General features: G+C 62.7%; 15 protein-coding genes and 1 pseudogene. 7 read left to right on the plus strand and 9 right to left on the minus strand.

The window, feature by feature from the left end; genetic code table 11:
- Positions 1-314 precede the first annotated feature (314 nt).
- Positions 315-680, plus strand: a complete 366-nt coding sequence (locus WHT83_RS21185; RefSeq protein ID WP_245439763.1) for a hypothetical protein — start codon at positions 315-317, stop codon at positions 678-680.
- 19 nt (positions 681-699) lie between these two features.
- On the opposite strand, the pseudogene WHT83_RS21190 reads toward WHT83_RS21185, so the two are convergent.
- The 5 genes and pseudogenes from WHT83_RS21190 to WHT83_RS21210 form a co-directional block, all read right to left on the minus strand.
- Positions 700-1,898 (minus strand): annotated as a pseudogene (locus WHT83_RS21190) (branched-chain amino acid ABC transporter substrate-binding protein).
- Positions 1,895-2,680 (minus strand): type I restriction enzyme HsdR N-terminal domain-containing protein, encoded by a 786-nt coding sequence (locus WHT83_RS21195; protein WP_159091629.1) that lies wholly within the window; start codon positions 2,678-2,680, stop codon positions 1,895-1,897. The pseudogene WHT83_RS21190 and the gene WHT83_RS21195 overlap by 4 nt, the downstream one beginning before the upstream one ends.
- Before the next feature lie 692 nt (positions 2,681-3,372).
- The gene (locus WHT83_RS21200) at positions 3,373-5,019 is read right to left on the minus strand and encodes a peroxidase family protein (protein ID WP_406872312.1); all 1,647 of its coding nucleotides are present in this window, start codon (positions 5,017-5,019) and stop codon (positions 3,373-3,375) included.
- Between the two features lie 107 nt (positions 5,020-5,126).
- Positions 5,127-5,612, minus strand: coding sequence for a GNAT family N-acetyltransferase (locus WHT83_RS21205; RefSeq protein WP_406872313.1), 486 nt, complete (start codon positions 5,610-5,612; stop codon positions 5,127-5,129).
- A 3-nt stretch (positions 5,613-5,615) separates the two neighbouring features.
- Positions 5,616-6,632 (minus strand): transglycosylase SLT domain-containing protein, encoded by a 1,017-nt coding sequence (locus tag WHT83_RS21210; protein WP_406872314.1) that lies wholly within the window; start codon positions 6,630-6,632, stop codon positions 5,616-5,618.
- Between the two features lie 236 nt (positions 6,633-6,868).
- On the opposite strand from WHT83_RS21210, the gene WHT83_RS21215 reads away from it, so the two are divergent.
- Positions 6,869-7,393, plus strand: coding sequence for a methylated-DNA--[protein]-cysteine S-methyltransferase (locus tag WHT83_RS21215; protein ID WP_406874027.1), 525 nt, complete (start codon positions 6,869-6,871; stop codon positions 7,391-7,393).
- 83 nt (positions 7,394-7,476) lie between these two features.
- On the opposite strand, the gene WHT83_RS21220 is transcribed toward WHT83_RS21215, so the two are convergent.
- Entirely contained in the window at positions 7,477-7,806 is a 330-nt protein-coding gene (locus tag WHT83_RS21220; RefSeq protein WP_108607390.1) for a hypothetical protein, read from the minus strand.
- A gap of 383 nt (positions 7,807-8,189) precedes the next feature.
- Here WHT83_RS21220 and WHT83_RS21225 point away from each other — a divergent pair, with 383 nt between their 5' ends.
- Positions 8,190-8,399 carry a cold-shock protein gene (locus WHT83_RS21225; protein WP_055970634.1) on the plus strand — a complete coding sequence of 70 codons (210 nt, stop codon included), beginning with the start codon at positions 8,190-8,192 and terminating at the stop codon, positions 8,397-8,399.
- Between the two features lie 300 nt (positions 8,400-8,699).
- Here WHT83_RS21225 and WHT83_RS21230 read toward each other — a convergent pair whose 3' ends face one another.
- The 3 genes from WHT83_RS21230 to WHT83_RS21240 all read right to left on the minus strand — a co-directional run bounded on the left by WHT83_RS21230 (position 8,700) and on the right by WHT83_RS21240 (position 11,177).
- Positions 8,700-9,311, minus strand: a complete 612-nt coding sequence (locus tag WHT83_RS21230) for a glutathione S-transferase family protein (protein WP_406872315.1) — start codon at positions 9,309-9,311, stop codon at positions 8,700-8,702.
- Between the two features lie 124 nt (positions 9,312-9,435).
- Positions 9,436-10,275: an EAL domain-containing protein gene (locus tag WHT83_RS21235; protein ID WP_406872316.1), complete on the minus strand. Its 840-nt coding sequence runs from the start codon at positions 10,273-10,275 to the stop codon at positions 9,436-9,438.
- Entirely contained in the window at positions 10,275-11,177 is a 903-nt protein-coding gene (locus WHT83_RS21240; RefSeq protein ID WP_406872317.1) for an EAL domain-containing protein, read from the minus strand. The genes WHT83_RS21235 and WHT83_RS21240 overlap by 1 nt, the downstream gene beginning before the upstream one ends.
- A gap of 281 nt (positions 11,178-11,458) precedes the next feature.
- On the opposite strand from WHT83_RS21240, the gene WHT83_RS21245 reads away from it, so the two are divergent.
- The 4 genes from WHT83_RS21245 (at position 11,459) to WHT83_RS21260 (ending at position 15,777) form a co-directional block, all read left to right on the plus strand.
- Positions 11,459-12,661, plus strand: a complete 1,203-nt coding sequence (locus WHT83_RS21245; RefSeq protein WP_406872318.1) for a pyridoxal phosphate-dependent aminotransferase — start codon at positions 11,459-11,461, stop codon at positions 12,659-12,661.
- A 267-nt stretch (positions 12,662-12,928) separates the two neighbouring features.
- Positions 12,929-13,276 carry a hypothetical protein gene (locus WHT83_RS21250; RefSeq protein ID WP_406872319.1) on the plus strand — a complete coding sequence of 116 codons (348 nt, stop codon included), beginning with the start codon at positions 12,929-12,931 and terminating at the stop codon, positions 13,274-13,276.
- Positions 13,277-13,396: 120 nt separating this feature from the next.
- On the plus strand, positions 13,397-13,567 hold the full coding sequence (locus WHT83_RS21255) for a hypothetical protein (RefSeq protein ID WP_018428911.1): 171 nt from the start codon (positions 13,397-13,399) through the stop codon (positions 13,565-13,567).
- Positions 13,568-13,887: 320 nt separating this feature from the next.
- On the plus strand, positions 13,888-15,777 hold the full coding sequence (locus WHT83_RS21260) for an MFS transporter (protein ID WP_183259979.1): 1,890 nt from the start codon (positions 13,888-13,890) through the stop codon (positions 15,775-15,777).
- Positions 15,778-15,853: the final 76 nt, after the last annotated feature.

The raw sequence follows: 15,853 nt of genomic DNA on the forward strand, positions 1-15,853 counted from the left end.
AGACGCGGAAAGCACAACGCTAACTTATTGATGCCCTACAAGTCACCCGCTGTCCGAACAGGATGACCGCTTGTAGAGATATCCGGACAAAGCCACTGAAGACACGTGCTGGGCTCGCAGTTAAACCTGGCAAACGTCTTGATACGTCCTTACGGACGCGATTTTCTCAATCAATTCAATTAGATACGTTGCTTTTTGTGATCTTTGCGACCTAGTGCCCCCTATTTGCGTATAGAGGCAGTTGCCACCACGCGCCCCACTCTCCCCATCCCACTCCCATCCGGCTACCCTGCCCCAAACGCAGGAATCGCCGCATGCCCATCGCCTATGACCCGTTCGACGACATCCGCCGCGAGGCATCGGGCACAAGCCTGATCCCACCGCAGGTGGTGGCCGACAACGCCGCCAAGGGCCTTGCGCTGAGGAAAAAGTTCGGCCGCGGCGGCACCGAGATCGGCGTCGGCCGCGCCGAGGAACTGGTCGCCCGCGCCGAGCTTTCGCCCCACACCATCAAGCGCATGGTCAGCTACTTCGCCCGCCACGAGGTCGACAAGCGCGGCAAGAACTACGGCAACGAGCAGAACCCCTCAGCCGGCTACGTCGCCTGGCTGCTCTGGGGCGGCGATGAAGGGCGGGCGTGGGCGCTGGAGATGAAGGGGCGGATCGCCGCCGCCCCCTGACGCACAGGCGCTGCAGGAACTACTTCTGCATCACAGGAGAGTAACTGCCGTCAGCCTTCCACACGTACCAGGCGACATCTGGCTCCCGGCGATCGCCCTTGGCATCGAAAGTCAGCGGCCCCAGCACCGTCGGGATCGGCGATCCCGAGCGGACGGCCTTGGCAACGGCCTTCGGGTCACTCTTGCCTGCAATTTCAATGCCCTTCGCTACCACCTGCACGGCGGCATAGGCTTTCAGCGTATAGGCTTCCGGCTCGAAACCTTTCGCCCTGAATCGCGCGACGACGGCTTGCGCATCCGCGTGATCCCGGTCTTCCAGCGAGAACGCAAACATTGTCCCTTCGACGCCTGGACCTGCCGCCTTGGGAAAATCGGCAGAGAAGATGCCATCTCCGGCGATGAACTGGGGCTTGAAACCGGCCTCGCTGGATTGGCGCACAAGCGTTGCCATCTCATCGGCAAGGCCACCGAAGAAGACCACGTCGATTTTTTTTGCTTCATGCTCGCAATCTGCCGCGACATGTCCTTCTGCCCGATCTTGATCTTGGACATCAGTTTCTCCGGCTGCCCGGCCGCCTTCAGCGCGGCCTTTGCCTTGAAGGCAAGGCCGTCGCCGTATGGAGTACCGTCGCTCAGAATGGCGGCATTCTTGCCGGCAAACGCCGTTGCGATGTACTCCCCGGCCAGACGGCCCTGAACGTCGTCCCTGCCGGCCGTCCGGTGCGTGTTCCAGAGATTCTTGCCCTTGCCGCCGCCGTCGGTGAAGTATGGATTGGTGGACGCCGGAGTGATCATGAAGACGCCCATCTTGGCGTACACTTCCGAAGCAGGGATCGAGGCCCCGGAATTGAAATGGCCGACCACGAACCGCACGCCGGACTTGGCAAGGTTCCTGGCCACCGCTTGCGCGGTCGCACCATCTCCCTTGTCGTCGACGACATCGATTTCGAGCTTTTGACCGCCGACCCCCCCATTGGCGTTGATATCTTCGATCGCCAGTTCCGCTCCTCTATGAATCTGTTCGCCCATCGGGGCGAACGGGCCTGACATTGGGGCGGCAACGGCAATCCTGAGTGCAGCTTTTTCCTCTGCAAAAGCAGAAGACAGGCCGCACAGCAGCAATACCACGAGCGCCAAAAGTGACCGACCCGCGTAGCTAACGTCGTTCATCACCAGCTCCCTATCCATCACATCCGATGCCGGCGAAGTTAATTTCATGATGCGTCAAGGCTTACTGCCTTCGCCGCCTTGCTCTTTGCCCGCTCCAATTTCAGCGCGGCCTTCTTGATCCTGGTCGCCGCCTCCTTGGCCTTGTCGCCCTCGATTGTGTCACGCTTGATCACTTCGTTTTCGACAAGCAGGGCAAGGTTCTCGTGCGCCACCTTGATGTCCGGGAATAGCCGCCGTATCTCCCGTCGAAGTACCGAAATCACGGGTTCGGATCGAAGTATCGTAGACACAGTGAACTTGTTGAAAAGCTGGGCTTGCTGGTGGAACGCATCCATCGCGTCGGTGGTCAGGCCTTCCTTGGCGAACAAGAACAATTGCTGCAGATGGTCCTCATTCTTGGCGTTCAAGTCTGTGAAGGCGATCCGGCAAACCTCCTCATGGCTGATCTGGTTGGCCACGTAGATGCGCACCAGCCGCCATTCGACGGCGTTGGTCAAAATGACCCAGTGAATTCCTTGGTGCGCGCCGTAGTCGATCACTTGCCGCAAGTGATTTTCTGCCAAGCTGCTGCCGGCTGACTTGACCTCGATCAGCAGGCGAAGCTGCCCTCCGATCCTGATAGCAAGATCGCAGAATGTCGCCTTGATCTGATGTTCGGCAGTCAGGTCATCATACTTATCGTAGCCGAAAACATCGGCCAGTATGTCTTTCACCAATGTGACAGTGTCAGCTTCCGCCACATCGGCCTTCTGCTGGGCCAAGGCTATCCGCTGATATTTCTTCAAACCCGGCGCAACCCGGTCGACAAATTTCTTAGGTAATTTGTTCAACGTCTCGCCCTCCCTCTCCCCGGGAAAGATTTGATGGTGAATTTACTTGGAAGACAAGCATAAATTGCAAAAAGACCGAGCTCTAGCATCTGCAACCAGTGGAGTATTTCTCCATGTACCCAATCAAATCGACAATGCGCTGCTCGTCATCCTAGGGCGGAGCAGGAGCGAAGCGACGTGCGGAAACCCTGAGCGCCATGAGGCCTGACTGTCACCATCTGTCAGCAATCCGCGTGGATAGACCCACCCCTCTTTTCCACGCCCCGAAAACCTCCCGTACAATCCTAGCCAGTTCCTCCCGCGGGAACGCCGGTCGCGACGGTGATCTGCGGGGAGGAACCGGCGCCTCCGATCATGGGCTAACGTGGCTCATGGTCCGGGGAGGTTCCGTCCAAGGGTTCCCCCTCGGGCACTACGGCCCGGGTGCGCTGGACGATGCGCTAGTGGGGGCATGGGCGAAAATGCCCGATGCCCCGGAAGCGGAACGGACGGGGACAGAAATCGCCGGCGGTGCGCGGGTTCGCGCCACCATTTAGCATTCGGCAGGCACGGCCCCGCGCCCCGCTTCCCGCTTCCCGCTTCCCGCTTCCCGAACCTTCACCAAAATGGCCAGACCGGCAACGGGGCGTGGCAATGGAGAAGTGCGAGATGTTGAAAGTTCTTTCGCGTCTCCCTTTGGCAGGCAGGCTCCCTCAATCGCCCACCGGGTTCAGGCTCTTGTCCGGGTCGGCGGGGCTCTCCCAGGCAGCGACGAACTTCAGCAAATCGGCCATGAAGAATGTGCCGGGCACATCAGCCGGCAGATGCGGCGTCCATGCGGGATCGGAGAGATAGGAGCCCGCGTCGCCCTGGACGAGGCCGATGAACACCTCGGCGACGATGCGGCCGCCCACCGGGCCGAGCCGCCTGCCCGCGCCGCGCAGCTCGGCTTCCTTGAGGATATAGTACCAGAGCGGCGTCTTGACGTCGAAGCCGAGCGACTTCGCCACCGCGCCGTCCGCTCCGGTGGCGATCTCGGCCGGCGAGATCGGGTCGAAGGCGATCTTCCGGCGCATCAGCGCGGCCACGGCCTGGCCCGACGGCAGCCCGATCTGCACGCCGCGCCTGAGGTTGCGGAAGGCAAGGCTTGCCTTGGCCGAGCCGGACTCCGCCCCGGGCAGCCGGTGCAACGCGCCGGCCAGCAGCGGGTCGAGCCGGCGCGAATGATTGAACTCGGCCTTGATGGCGTCGGACGCCGGCAGGTCGAAATAGCGCCGCCAGTCGATCACCCAGTTGCTCGGGAACGTGCCCTGCCCCGGCGTGCCGCTGTCGAGCCCGCCCGACAGGTTGGTGAAGCGGAAGAAGAAATTGAACGTGCCTTCGGCCAGATGCGGGTCGGGCGAGCGGAAGATGCGGTTGTGGTTGTAGCGCGGCCTGACCATCGAATGGCCGAGCCGGTAGACGGCGCCGGAAAACTCCCACGGCATGAACGGCTTGGTCTTGAAGCGGTAGAATTTTCGCCCCTCGTGCAGGATCCGGGCGACGATGCCCGTCTCGGTCAGCCGCTCGACCCAGTCGTGCAGCACCATCCACTGATAGTGCCAGCGCACCGTCCGCGCCGCCTCGGCAAACAGCCTGTCGTCGGGCACCGTGCCCTTGAGATGGTCGACCACGGCGTTGTGGAACTTCAGGAAGGCGAGATGGATTTGCGCGACGATCAGGTTCTCGTCATTGCGGTGATCGCCGATCAGCGCCACGCCCTGCGCGTTGCGCGGCAGGTCGTTGGGCATCTCGGGCACCTGGCTGCCGGGCCGGTCGGGGTTCTCGATCGACACCTCGGCAGCGCCGAGCAGCAGCTTCGGCGTGTCGACCACCTGGCCGTCGGCATTTGGCCCCCGCGCGAACAGGAAGCGGTGCGGCCCGGGCCCGGCGCCATAGACACAGTCGAGGTCGAGCCCCGGCGTGCGGAAATTGCGCGTCATGTCGGGGTCCGCCATCGCCTCGCTCAGCGGCGTCAGGTCCAGCGTGATGTCGTGGTCGACGAACTGGCCGAGATAGGTGAAGCCGGCGGGAATGTCGGGATTGTCGAGCCCCGCCTGGGCGGGGTCGCCGGGGGCGAGGTCCGGCTCCACCATGGCGTTGGCGAGTGCGAGCAGGTCGGCGTCCGTGGCGGTCAGCCCCTGGCCGCGCAGCTCGCCGAACATGAAGTCGAAGAAGGTTTCGCCCTGCGCGCCGCCGACGGCCAGCGGCGACACCGCGGCCGGCGCCGCTCGCGCCGCGGCAATGACCGCGCCCTCCGCCAAGATCTGCCGGCTGACGAAGCCGTGCCTGCTACGCTCCCTGAGATTCGGCCCGGCCATGAAAGTGCCTCCCCTGACTGGCGTGAAGGGGAACAGCGTAATGCCGATCACGAATTATCGCAATCTAGAATAGCATATATCAATTGATGTATACTAATGGTTGTAAATTACTCTCCCGACCAGTCGACCTCGGTCATGCCGAGCCGGAGATAGAGCCGATAGGCGGCGGCGTTTCCGAAGCGATTGGTCTTGAGGTCGACATGACTGGCCCCGCGCGCCGCGAAGGCCACAAACACCTGCCGCATCAGCGCCTCGGCAATGCCCTTGCCGCGAAAGTCGGGGTGCACGGCAAGGTCCTTGACGAAGCCGCCGTTCCAGCATTGTGCCGCACCGGCCAGCCGCCCGCTGCTGTCGTGGACGAGGAAACACAGGCCGGGATCGAACTCGGCGTCATCGGCGAGCCTGGGCCACCAGACATCGAACGGGCCGTTCAAGCCGTCGTCGAAGGCAAGCTCGAGCAGATCGTGCAAAGCCCGGGCGTCGGACGCCTGGAACGTCCGCATCGCAAAACCGTCGGGCCATTGCGGGGTATACGGTTCGCCGCCCAGCACCTTGCGCAGGCGAACGTCGTTTTCACCTTGCGGCGAAGGCATGTGTCAGCCGCGGTGGCGCGCGCGGTCGCGGCCGAGCCCGGTCTCGTCGAGCAGGCCCTTGCGCTTGGCGTGGTAATAATAGCCGCTCTGGTAGAGCTTGTCGGCCTGGTCCTCATTGCCGTCGGCGACCATGAAGGCGCCGCGCAGGTATTTGACGGCGAATTTCAGGTTGGTCTCGGCGTCGAGCAGGCCGTTGGCCGGGCCGTCATAGCCCATGCCGCGCGCCGTCGCGTGCTTGATCTGCATCAGCCCCCAGTGACCCCTGTTATAGGCCAGCGGATTGAAGGTGCTCTCGCGGTTGACGACACGCCGCACCAGCTTCTCCGGCACTTCGTAAAGGGCCGCGTATTTCGAGATCAGTTCATCGATCTTGCCGCGCGAGGCCAGCGCCGGGCTGTCGGGCGCGGCATAGGACGAGGTGGCGAAGCTTTCGGGCGCGACATTGCCGAGCGACGCTACCTGGTAGCTCTTCGGCACCGGCGCCTTGGCCGGCAAGGCATAGTCGGCAAGCGTCGGCGCCGGCGGGAACGCGCCGGAGAGCTTGGGGTCGCTGGCGGCGGCAACGATATCGCCACCGGCCATCGGCGCCGTCATCGGGTCGACAGGAGCCTTGGCGGCAGCAACGACGGGCGCATTGGCGGCGGCAGGTGCCGGTGCAGTGGTGGCCGGTGTCTTGGCGGCTTCAGATGCAGTTGCGACTGCGACGCTACCAGCCGCCGGGGCGGTCGCGGCAGCGGCAACGGTGACATCCGATGCATCGGGCTCGATCGCTGCAGCTGCAAGCACGGCCGTTGCCGGCGACGCTTCGACCGCGGCAAACGACGTCGGCACCACGGCAACCGTCTCAGGCAGCGCGAGATCGGCACCGGTAGATGGGGCAAGGCTCGTATCGGCGCTCAAGGCAACGTCCGCGCCTGTCGAAAGGTCTGTGGAAAGCGCCGCTGTGTTTGTCTGGCAGCCCGACAGCAGAGCCGTCGCCAATGCCGCCGAGATCAGCAGATGGGTCTTTATCGCCGGCAAATGCACACTCTGGTTAATGATTTCGTCCCGCCCGAACCTCCTTACATGAAGGCCCCGGCCCGGGCAATCCACAGGCGGATGCGGTTTTCGGGTGGCATAGGGCCGCAGATCGTGCGAAAATGTTCCCGATATGTACCGATTTCGCAACGAATGCTTCGACGAAAGGGACTGATGTGGACAACGCCATTTCCTTGCCCTTGCCCGGTCATGCGGTGTTCGAAACAGCGCTCGGCTTCATGGCGCTCGCCTGGAGCGATGCCGGCCTGACCCGCGTCTGCCTGCCCGAGAAGACCCATGCGGCAGCCGAACGGCGCTTGTTGCGCCTGGCCGGCACGGACGCAGCAGCCCTCGACACTGACCGAATTGCTCCGGCATGGATTGCTGCTCTCGTCGCCGACATCAGGCGCTATGCCGAAGGCACCGATGTCGATTTCTCCGACGTACCGGTCGACCTCGCCGGCGTCGACGATTTTCGCAAGGATATCTATGCCGCAGCCAGAAATCTCCATCACGGCGAGACCACCACCTATGGCGGACTGGCGGAGCAGGCCGGGCACAAGGGCCTGTTTCGCGAAACCGGCGCAGCACTCGGCAGCAATCCGATCCCCCTGGTCATTCCGTGCCACCGCATCCTGGCGGCCGGCGGCAAGATAGGCGGCTTCTCGGCAACCGGCGGCTCGGTCATGAAGGAAAAGATGCTGGTGCTGGAAGGCGTCCACGTCGGCCCGCCGCCGGCCGCCCAGGCATCGTTCGGCTTCTAAGGAGGCCGGACGCGGCTTGAGTTCCTGCGAACAGCCGCTCAACTAGGTTCAGGTCGGCACCGGGCTCGGCTCCGCCCCTAGCCTCAATTGTGCGGGAACAGCCGGCGCTTGAAGAAGAATCGATCGCGCTCGATCTGCTTGCAATTGTAGACCGGGCACGATCTCGCATCGGCGGTTGGCACATAGGCCCGCCGTGCCTCCTGGCCCGACGGGCAGAAGCGGTCGTTCCTGACATAGCGGTCGTAGCGCGGCACACCCGAGGTTGGCGACGTCCAGCGCAGGATCGCCACGCCTTCGCCGCGCACGGCCCCCTGCACCTGGGCGCAGCTCATGCTGGTCGAAATATAGCGCGAGACGGCCTGAGCCTCGGCCGCGACCAGGGTCAGGCAAGCAGCAAGCAGAATGATTTTCATGACAGTTCTCCGAAGACTTCGGCAGCGGCACTCACGCATCAACCCGATGACGGGAATCGGATTTCAGGTTGATGCTGCGATACAAGGGGCTGCAGCGTGGCTTGCGCATTCTCCAATCCACGACGCTGTAACGCCAAGCAATATAACACTTTTCGCCCGCCATGGTTGCATGACTATTGATGCCGCTTTCGAGCATCCCGCAACAGGAAGGGCTTGCGTTGAACGACAATTGCCCGTATATCGCTCCCGTTGATATTTCGGCCGACAGATCCGTGCCCCGCGACACACTCGCGTTTGCAGACGTCTATCTCCAAAATTTCGATATCACGGGTCGGGCACATAGCTTGATCAAGACCAAACTGCAGACGACAAGGATTATCGCAATGGCAACTGGCACCGTTAAGTGGTTCAACGCAACCAAGGGCTTCGGCTTCATTCAGCCCGACGCAGGTGGCGCGGACGTATTCGTCCACATCTCCGCTGTCGAGCGTTCGGGCATGGGCTCGCTGGCCGATGGCCAGAAGATCAGCTTCGAGATCGAGCAGGACCGTCGTACGGGCCGCTCGTCTGCCGGAGCTCTCAAGGCAGTCTGATTTAAGGCGCGCGGGAGCGAAAGCTCCGATTGCGTAGCAAGTCACGGATGTACTGGCGGCAGCGCGACAAGCGCGCCGGACCCAAAGCCTGAAGGACGATGCGGCAGATTGCCGTGAGCCACGGGCCAAAGGATCCAGGATCAGCTGCTGACAGCGGAAGGCGGGGTTACACCCCGCCTTTTTGTTTTTGACGGACAGGGCAAGGATTGCGGATTAGCGCGAGCCAGTCTCACCGGAGATACGAAAGGCACGGAGATCGAACCGATCTCCGGGCCTTCTTATTTGCAGCACCAAGCCTGATCAGGGCAGCCAGCCGATCGGCACGTGGCCAGGGTCGGCCCGGACGCGGTCAAGCCAGGCACTCACCGCCGGGAAATTCGCCAACTCAAAGCCGCCCGTGCCAGCGTCATGCGTGTAGGCGTAGAGCGCGATGTCGGCGACGCTCATCGCATTGCCCGCCAGGAACGGCGTCTTGGCCAGTTGGACTTCCATCACGCCGAGCGCCTTGTTGCCGCTCTCCAGCAAAGACGCCAGGCGTTCCGGCGTCGCCTGCGCCGCACGCTCGGGATAAACGTACAGCGAGCGCCGCACCGCGACATAGGGCTCATGGCTGTATTGTTCGAAAAACAGCCATTGGTAGACGAGCGCCCGCTCATAGGCATCGGCCGGCAACAGCCGGGTGCCCTCGGCCAGATGCAGCAGGATGGCATTCGATTCGGCAAGAAAGCGGCCGTCGTCGAGCTCGAGCAGCGGCACCTTGCCGTTGGCATTCTTGGCGAGGTAGCCGGGCGAACGCGTCGTGCCGTCACGCGAACTGGTTTCGACATGGGTGAAAGGCCGCCCAAGCTTTGCCATGAGCAGGCGTGGCTTGTAGCAATTGCCGCTGTCGGTCATTCCGTAGATCGTGGTCATTGCGCTGGCCCTTGTTCGACCGCGATTATCACCGCGCGGAAACGTCAGACCAGCGATTTGTTCTGCTGCGAAACATCAGCATTTGTGATGCTTCGCCAGGCATCAGCCGAACAGCGGCCAGGTGTCAGCCAAACAATGGAACAACGACACATTCGCCGCGGCGATATTGCGACGCCTCGCGCGGTCCGTCGGCAAAGACGCTGCCGACCAGCATTTCCGGCTCGAGCAGGTCGCCCTGGAACAGCTCGACGCCGGCACCAAGGGCTATTTCAAGACGGCTTTCGCTGTCGATGCCCTCGACCAGCACCGCTGCCCCTTGCGCCTTGAACTCCGAGACCACGGGCCGCAACAGCCGGCCGGTAGCGGCGTCGGCGCAGAAACGCTCGAACGACACCCGATCGAGCCTGACGATGTCGGCATTCACCCGACAGGCTGCATGCGCATCCGGCTGCTCTGCCCCACGATGAGCAAGCGCGACACGCAGGCCCAGTTCACGCAATGCGTCGGCAAGGCGCTCGTCGACCCCATCGATTTCGCATACCAGCTGCGACACATCGAAACCTTCGTCCTCAAGGACCCGCACCATGAAGCGCAGGTCGTCCATGGCTTCGCTGCCACCGCTTCCATTGTGACGGAACAGCAACGAAACGCCTTCGACGCCGATATTGTGGACATTGGCGAGCGGCAGGACCTCGATCATGCGCCCGACGATCGCGCGATCTTCGGCAGCCACTTCAGCGAGGAATTCGAGCATCGGGACCGGCTGGCCCTGCAGGTAGGGCACGACATGCGCATCGGCGGTCACCGGCGTCAGCCGGCCCTGCTCATGCCTGAAGATCGGCTGCATGGCGCAGCGCAGGCGGAAATCGCCATGGATGCCGTACTCCAGCCCAACCTCGTCGGCGACGATCTTGGCAGCAAGATCCGCCGGCAGTGCGCCAAAGCCGAAAAACCCGTCACTCATCACGATGTCCTTTTGCCGAAACTTCGGCCTGTTCTCGGCGCGCTGCCTGCCAGCGGGCCAGCGTCTCCGGCCACGGCCGGGGACCCCTGTTGCTTGCCGGCGGCTTCGGGTGCTGCCGGCTCGAAATGCGAAAAATCCGCCGGCACGATCTCCGGCATTGCCAGCACGAACCCCTGCACCATCGAGGCGCCGGAGCGCTCGGCCAGTTGCAGTTGCCAGCTCTCCTCGAGCCCCTCGAAGACGGTGCGAATCCCCTTCTCTTCGAAGTTCGCCACCATTTCCTTGAGCAGGGCGAAGCCTGCACCGGACTCCATGAGGCGGCTGATCCAGTGGGCATCGAACTTGACGATGTCGGGCTTGATGTCGCGGATCCGCTTGATGTCGGATTCGGCCGAGCCGAAATCATCCACGGCGATGCGCAAGCCGTTTGCCTTGAGGGCTCGGACGAAATCGAACAGTGCCTCTTCCGAGGCCGGCTTCTCGGTCACCTCACAGACGATGCGGCGTGGATCGATGCCGGTCTCGTTGAGAACATGGCGCATGTCGCGCAGCGCGTGTTCCGAAATTGATCGGTCGAGAAACACCGACGGATCGAAATTGATGAAGATCGACGCAGCCTTGGGCACGAACGTCGCGGCGTTGAGCAGATGCAGCGTCCGCGTCAGGGTCTCGACCTGCAGCCGCTCTGCACTGTCCACGACGGCGAAGAACATGCCCGGGGGCACCGCGTCCGCTCCACGAAACGGCCTGATCAGCCCTTCGAAGGCCGTGACCAGCAAACGGCCCGACTGAAAGGCGAAAATCGGCTGAAACGCGCTATGCAGGGCGTGCACGCCCCAGACTCCGGTCGCAGAACCGTCGTCGTGCCGGATGATATGGGCGAGCCCGATGCTCTTCGACACGGTCCGTCCTATTTCCGGAATGCTGGCGAAATTGCTCCGCCAAAATCTCATCGAAGATTTGATCGCCGGTTAACGGAATGTCTCAAACTTGACCCACGTGCCGGCAGCCGCCTGCTTATGCACAGCTTCGCCAGGTCTCTGGCCCAGCACATCCGGCACGCCAAGGCGTCAATATGCTTGCGATTCCCTGCGTCATGCGACATTACAGCGCCGCGCGTTCCGTTGGACGCGCAAAAGCGGTCGCGCGACCGCGTGTTTTTCCGAACCGGAGACCTGAAGTCATGGCCTTTCTTGCCGATGCCCTTTCCCGCGTTAAGCCTTCCGCGACCATCGCGGTCACGCAGAAAGCGCGCGAGCTGAAAAACGCCGGCCGCGACGTCATCGGCCTGGGCGCAGGCGAGCCTGACTTCGACACGCCGGACAATATCAAGAATGCGGCGATCGAAGCCATTCGCCGCGGCGAGACCAAGTATCCGCCGGTTTCCGGCATTGTGCCCCTGCGCGAAGCCATCGCCAAGAAGTTCAAGCGCGAGAACAATCTAGACTACAAGCCGGAGCAGACCATCGTCGGCACCGGCGGCAAGCAGATCCTGTTCAACGCCTTCATGGCAACGCTGAACCCCGGCGACGAGGTCATCATCCCCCGGCCCTACTGGGTCAGCTACCCCGAGATGGTGGCGATTTGCGGCGGCACGCCGACCTATGCCGAGACCAGCATCGACAACGGCTTCAAGCTGACGGCAGATGCGCTGGCAAAGGCGATCACGCCGAAGTCGAAGTGGCTGGTCATGAACTCGCCGTCCAACCCCTCGGGCGCCGCCTATAGCGAGGCCGAGCTGCGCGCCATCGCCGATGTGCTGCTCAAGCATCCGCATGTCTGGGTGCTGACCGACGACATGTACGAGCACCTGACCTATGGCGACTTCGTCTTCAAGACCATCGCCGAGGTCGAGCCGAAACTCTACGACCGCACGCTGACGATGAACGGCGTGTCGAAGGCCTATGCCATGACCGGCTGGCGCATCGGTTACGCCGCCGGTCCGATCCAGCTGATCAAGGCGATGGACATGATCCAGGGCCAGCAGACCTCGGGTGCCTGCACCATCGCCCAGTGGGCTTCGGTCGAGGCACTCAACGGCCCGCAGGACTTCATCGCCAAGAACAAGGCGATCTTCCAGGCCCGCCGCGACCTCGTCGTGTCGATGCTCAACCAGGCGCGCGGCATCTCTTGCCCGTCGCCGGAAGGCGCCTTCTACGTCTATCCGTCCTGCGCCGGGCTGATCGGCAAGAAGACGCAAGGCGGCACGGTCATCACCGACGATGCGGTCTTCACCTCGGAGCTGCTCGAGGCCGAAGGCGTGGCAGTGGTCCAGGGTTCGGCATTCGGCCTCGGTCCGAATTTCCGCATCTCCTACGCCACCTCGGAGAAGATTCTCGAAGAGGCCTGCACGCGCATCCAGCGCTTTACCGCCTCTCTCGTCTGAGCTCACATATCTGACTGTTGGAAAAACCCGGCTCCGGCCGGGTTTTTCTTTGCCGGCTGTGCGAATCGACCGAAACTGTCATGAGGTTGCCGGCAGGAATCTTCGATTCTCATACGCTGTTATACATTTGCATATTGCCGTGCCGGCCCGAACTCTGTTAATCTAAAGTAACTATATCCGCCGTAGCAGGCGGAGGTATGCAGAGGCGTCCAGAGGCAGCAATTGTATCAGCATAGACAGCAGCAGCAGGGGCGAAGGAGCAGAAGTTTGCTCGCGCACTTGTTCTTGCTGCTGCTACCGGTTTTTGCTGCCCTCACGGCCTCGGTTGCATCGAGTCACGCCCATTTCAGCAATCAAGACGAAAGCCCTCAGCTTTCCGCCGGCGACGCGCCCTACACGGAACCCGCTGATCCTTTCGCGCTTCCGATGTGGAGCGATTCATGCGTCACGCTGGCTGAGGGTAATTGCGACCTCGCGGATGACAACGGCTTGCTTCGGCCTGCTCACGGCCTGCCGATCGCGGCCATCGACAGCGCCGCATCGCCGGCCGGCTCGCCTTTCAATTTCCTGCGCGCACGAACGAGCGCACCCCGCGCACCGCCAGCCCAGGCCTGACGGCGCAACGCGCCCCACCTGCGCCGCATGACCGGTCAACTCGCGACACATTCATAGGCTCGTCGCACACCGGTCGTCCTCCCACGGGACTACACGTCCCGGCAAGTCTCAGGAATTGTCATGTCTAAGACACACCCACTCGGATTCCGTATCGAACGCGACCTCAAGGAAGCGCTCGTCAAGGCGGCCAAGGACGATCACCGTTCGGTGTCGTCGATGGTCGAAATCATCATCGCCCGGTGGCTGCGAGACCGCGGCTACCTCGTCGAGAAGGAAGAACGGGCCGCCTGAGCCCGCACTTCCCGGCAAATGGCTCGGCGGCGCAATCGTGCCGCCGGGCAGCATCCGCCAATAGCTTTCCGTCTGCGCACGCCGGTGAGTTCGAACAAGGAGCCACTGTTCTGGCGCCAGCTACGCATCGCTTTTGCGATGCAGCATCAATGGCTTCGAACACTTCGCGGCTGCTTCTACGACTAAGGTCATAATCCCAAAGCAGCGATGGATAACGCCTGCCTCCCGGCGTTATCACTTCGACCGTGGTTAGGTTCGGCGGATTCCCCCGGAGATTGCTCTCCAGGCCTTTGCCGCCGGCACTCTGGGAGGAGACAATAATGGCAATTTCGGCAACCGCCGACGCCCGCCGCGGGCGAGGCATGACGCGAGAAGAGAAGAAAGTCATCTTCGCTTCTTCGCTCGGCACCGTGTTCGAATGGTACGATTTCTACCTTTACGGTTCACTCGCAGCCTTCATCGGCGCGACCTTCTTCGCTTCCTACCCCGAGGCGACGCGCAACATCTTCGCGCTGCTTGCTTTCGCCGCCGGCTTCCTGGTGCGTCCGTTCGGCGCGCTCGTCTTCGGCCGCATCGGCGACCTCGTCGGCCGCAAATACACCTTCCTCGTCACCATCCTGATCATGGGCCTGTCGACCTTCTTCGTCGGCCTGCTGCCCGGTTCCGCCACGATCGGCATCGCCGCTCCGGTCATCCTGATCGCGCTGCGCATGCTGCAGGGCCTCGCGCTCGGCGGTGAGTATGGCGGTGCTGCGACCTATGTCGCCGAGCACGCCCCCGACGACCGCCGCGGCTACTACACCTCGTGGATCCAGACCACCGCGACGCTCGGCCTGTTCCTGTCGCTGGTCGTCATCCTGGTGGTGCAGACCTGGCTCGGCAAGGAAGCCTTCGCCGCCTGGGGCTGGCGCGTTCCGTTCCTGCTCTCCTTCATCCTGCTCGGCATCTCGGTGTGGATCCGTCTGTCGCTTTCGGAATCGCCGACCTTCCAGCGCATGAAGGAAGAGGGCAAGGGTTCCAAGGCACCGCTGTCGGAAGCCTTCGGCCAGTGGAAGAACGCCAAGATCGCGCTGCTCGCGCTGTTCGGCCTCACCGCCGGCCAGGCCGTGGTGTGGTACTCGGGTCAGTTCTACGCACTGTTCTTCTTGCAGAACGTGCTCAAGGTCGACGCCCAGGCCGTCAACATCATGATCGCGATTTCGCTACTGCTCGGCACCGGCTTTTTCGTGCTGTTCGGCTGGCTGTCCGACAAGATCGGCCGCAAGCCGATCATCATGGCTGGCCTGGCACTCGCCATCGTCACCTACTTCCCGCTGTTCAAGGCTCTGACCTGGGCCGCAAACCCGGCACTCGCCACCGCCCAGCAGAACGTTCGCGCCACCGTCACCGCCGCACCTGGCGACTGCAAGTTCCAGTTCAACCCGGTGGGCACCGCGAAGTTCACCACCTCCTGCGACATCGCGACGTCGTTCCTGACCAAGAACTCGGTTCCTTATGACGTCGTCACCACGGCGGCTCCGGGCACGCCTGCTTCGGTCAAGATCGGCGACGAGACCGTCACGTCCTATGACGCCATCGCCGCGGGCGATGCTGCCAAGGCGAGCGACGCTGCCTTCGTCAAGGCAGTAAACATCGCCCTTCACGACGGCGGTTATCCGCTGGTCCGTGGCGCTGCCAAGGTTGCCGACCAGAAGCTCGACGCCTTCATTGCCGCCAACCCCGAGCTCAAGCTCGACGCCGCCGCCATCCGCGCCGGCGAAAAGACCACCGTTCCGACCGAACAGGCGATCAAGGACAAGATCGTTACCGCTGAAGAGGCGGCCGGTGCTCCGGAAGTCGGCTTCTTCAACATCCCCGCCGGCGGCTCCTTCGCCATGGTCGCCGATCCGGCAGCAGTGAGCTGGCCGATGGTCATCGCCATCCTCACCGTGCTGGTCATCTACGTGACCATGGTCTACGGCCCGATCGCCGCGATCCTGGTCGAGATGTTCCCGACCCGCATCCGCTACACCGGCATGTCGCTGCCCTACCACATCGGCAACGGCTGGTTCGGCGGCCTGCTGCCTGCAACCGCATTCGCCATGAGTGCTGCGGCCGGCGACATCTACTACGGCCTCTGGTACCCGATCGCGATTGCCGCCATGACGCTGATCATCGGCACGCTGTTCGTCAAGGACACGCTCGGCACCGACCTCAACGCCAAGGACTGATCCTCGGCACCAACGCTAAAAAGCCCGGCAGGTGCCAACCTGCCGGGCTTTTTTTGTTTTCTGGGGATGGCGTCGC

The organism is Aminobacter sp. P9b (genome assembly GCF_045345995.1).
Classification (GTDB): domain Bacteria; phylum Pseudomonadota; class Alphaproteobacteria; order Rhizobiales; family Rhizobiaceae; genus Aminobacter; species Aminobacter niigataensis.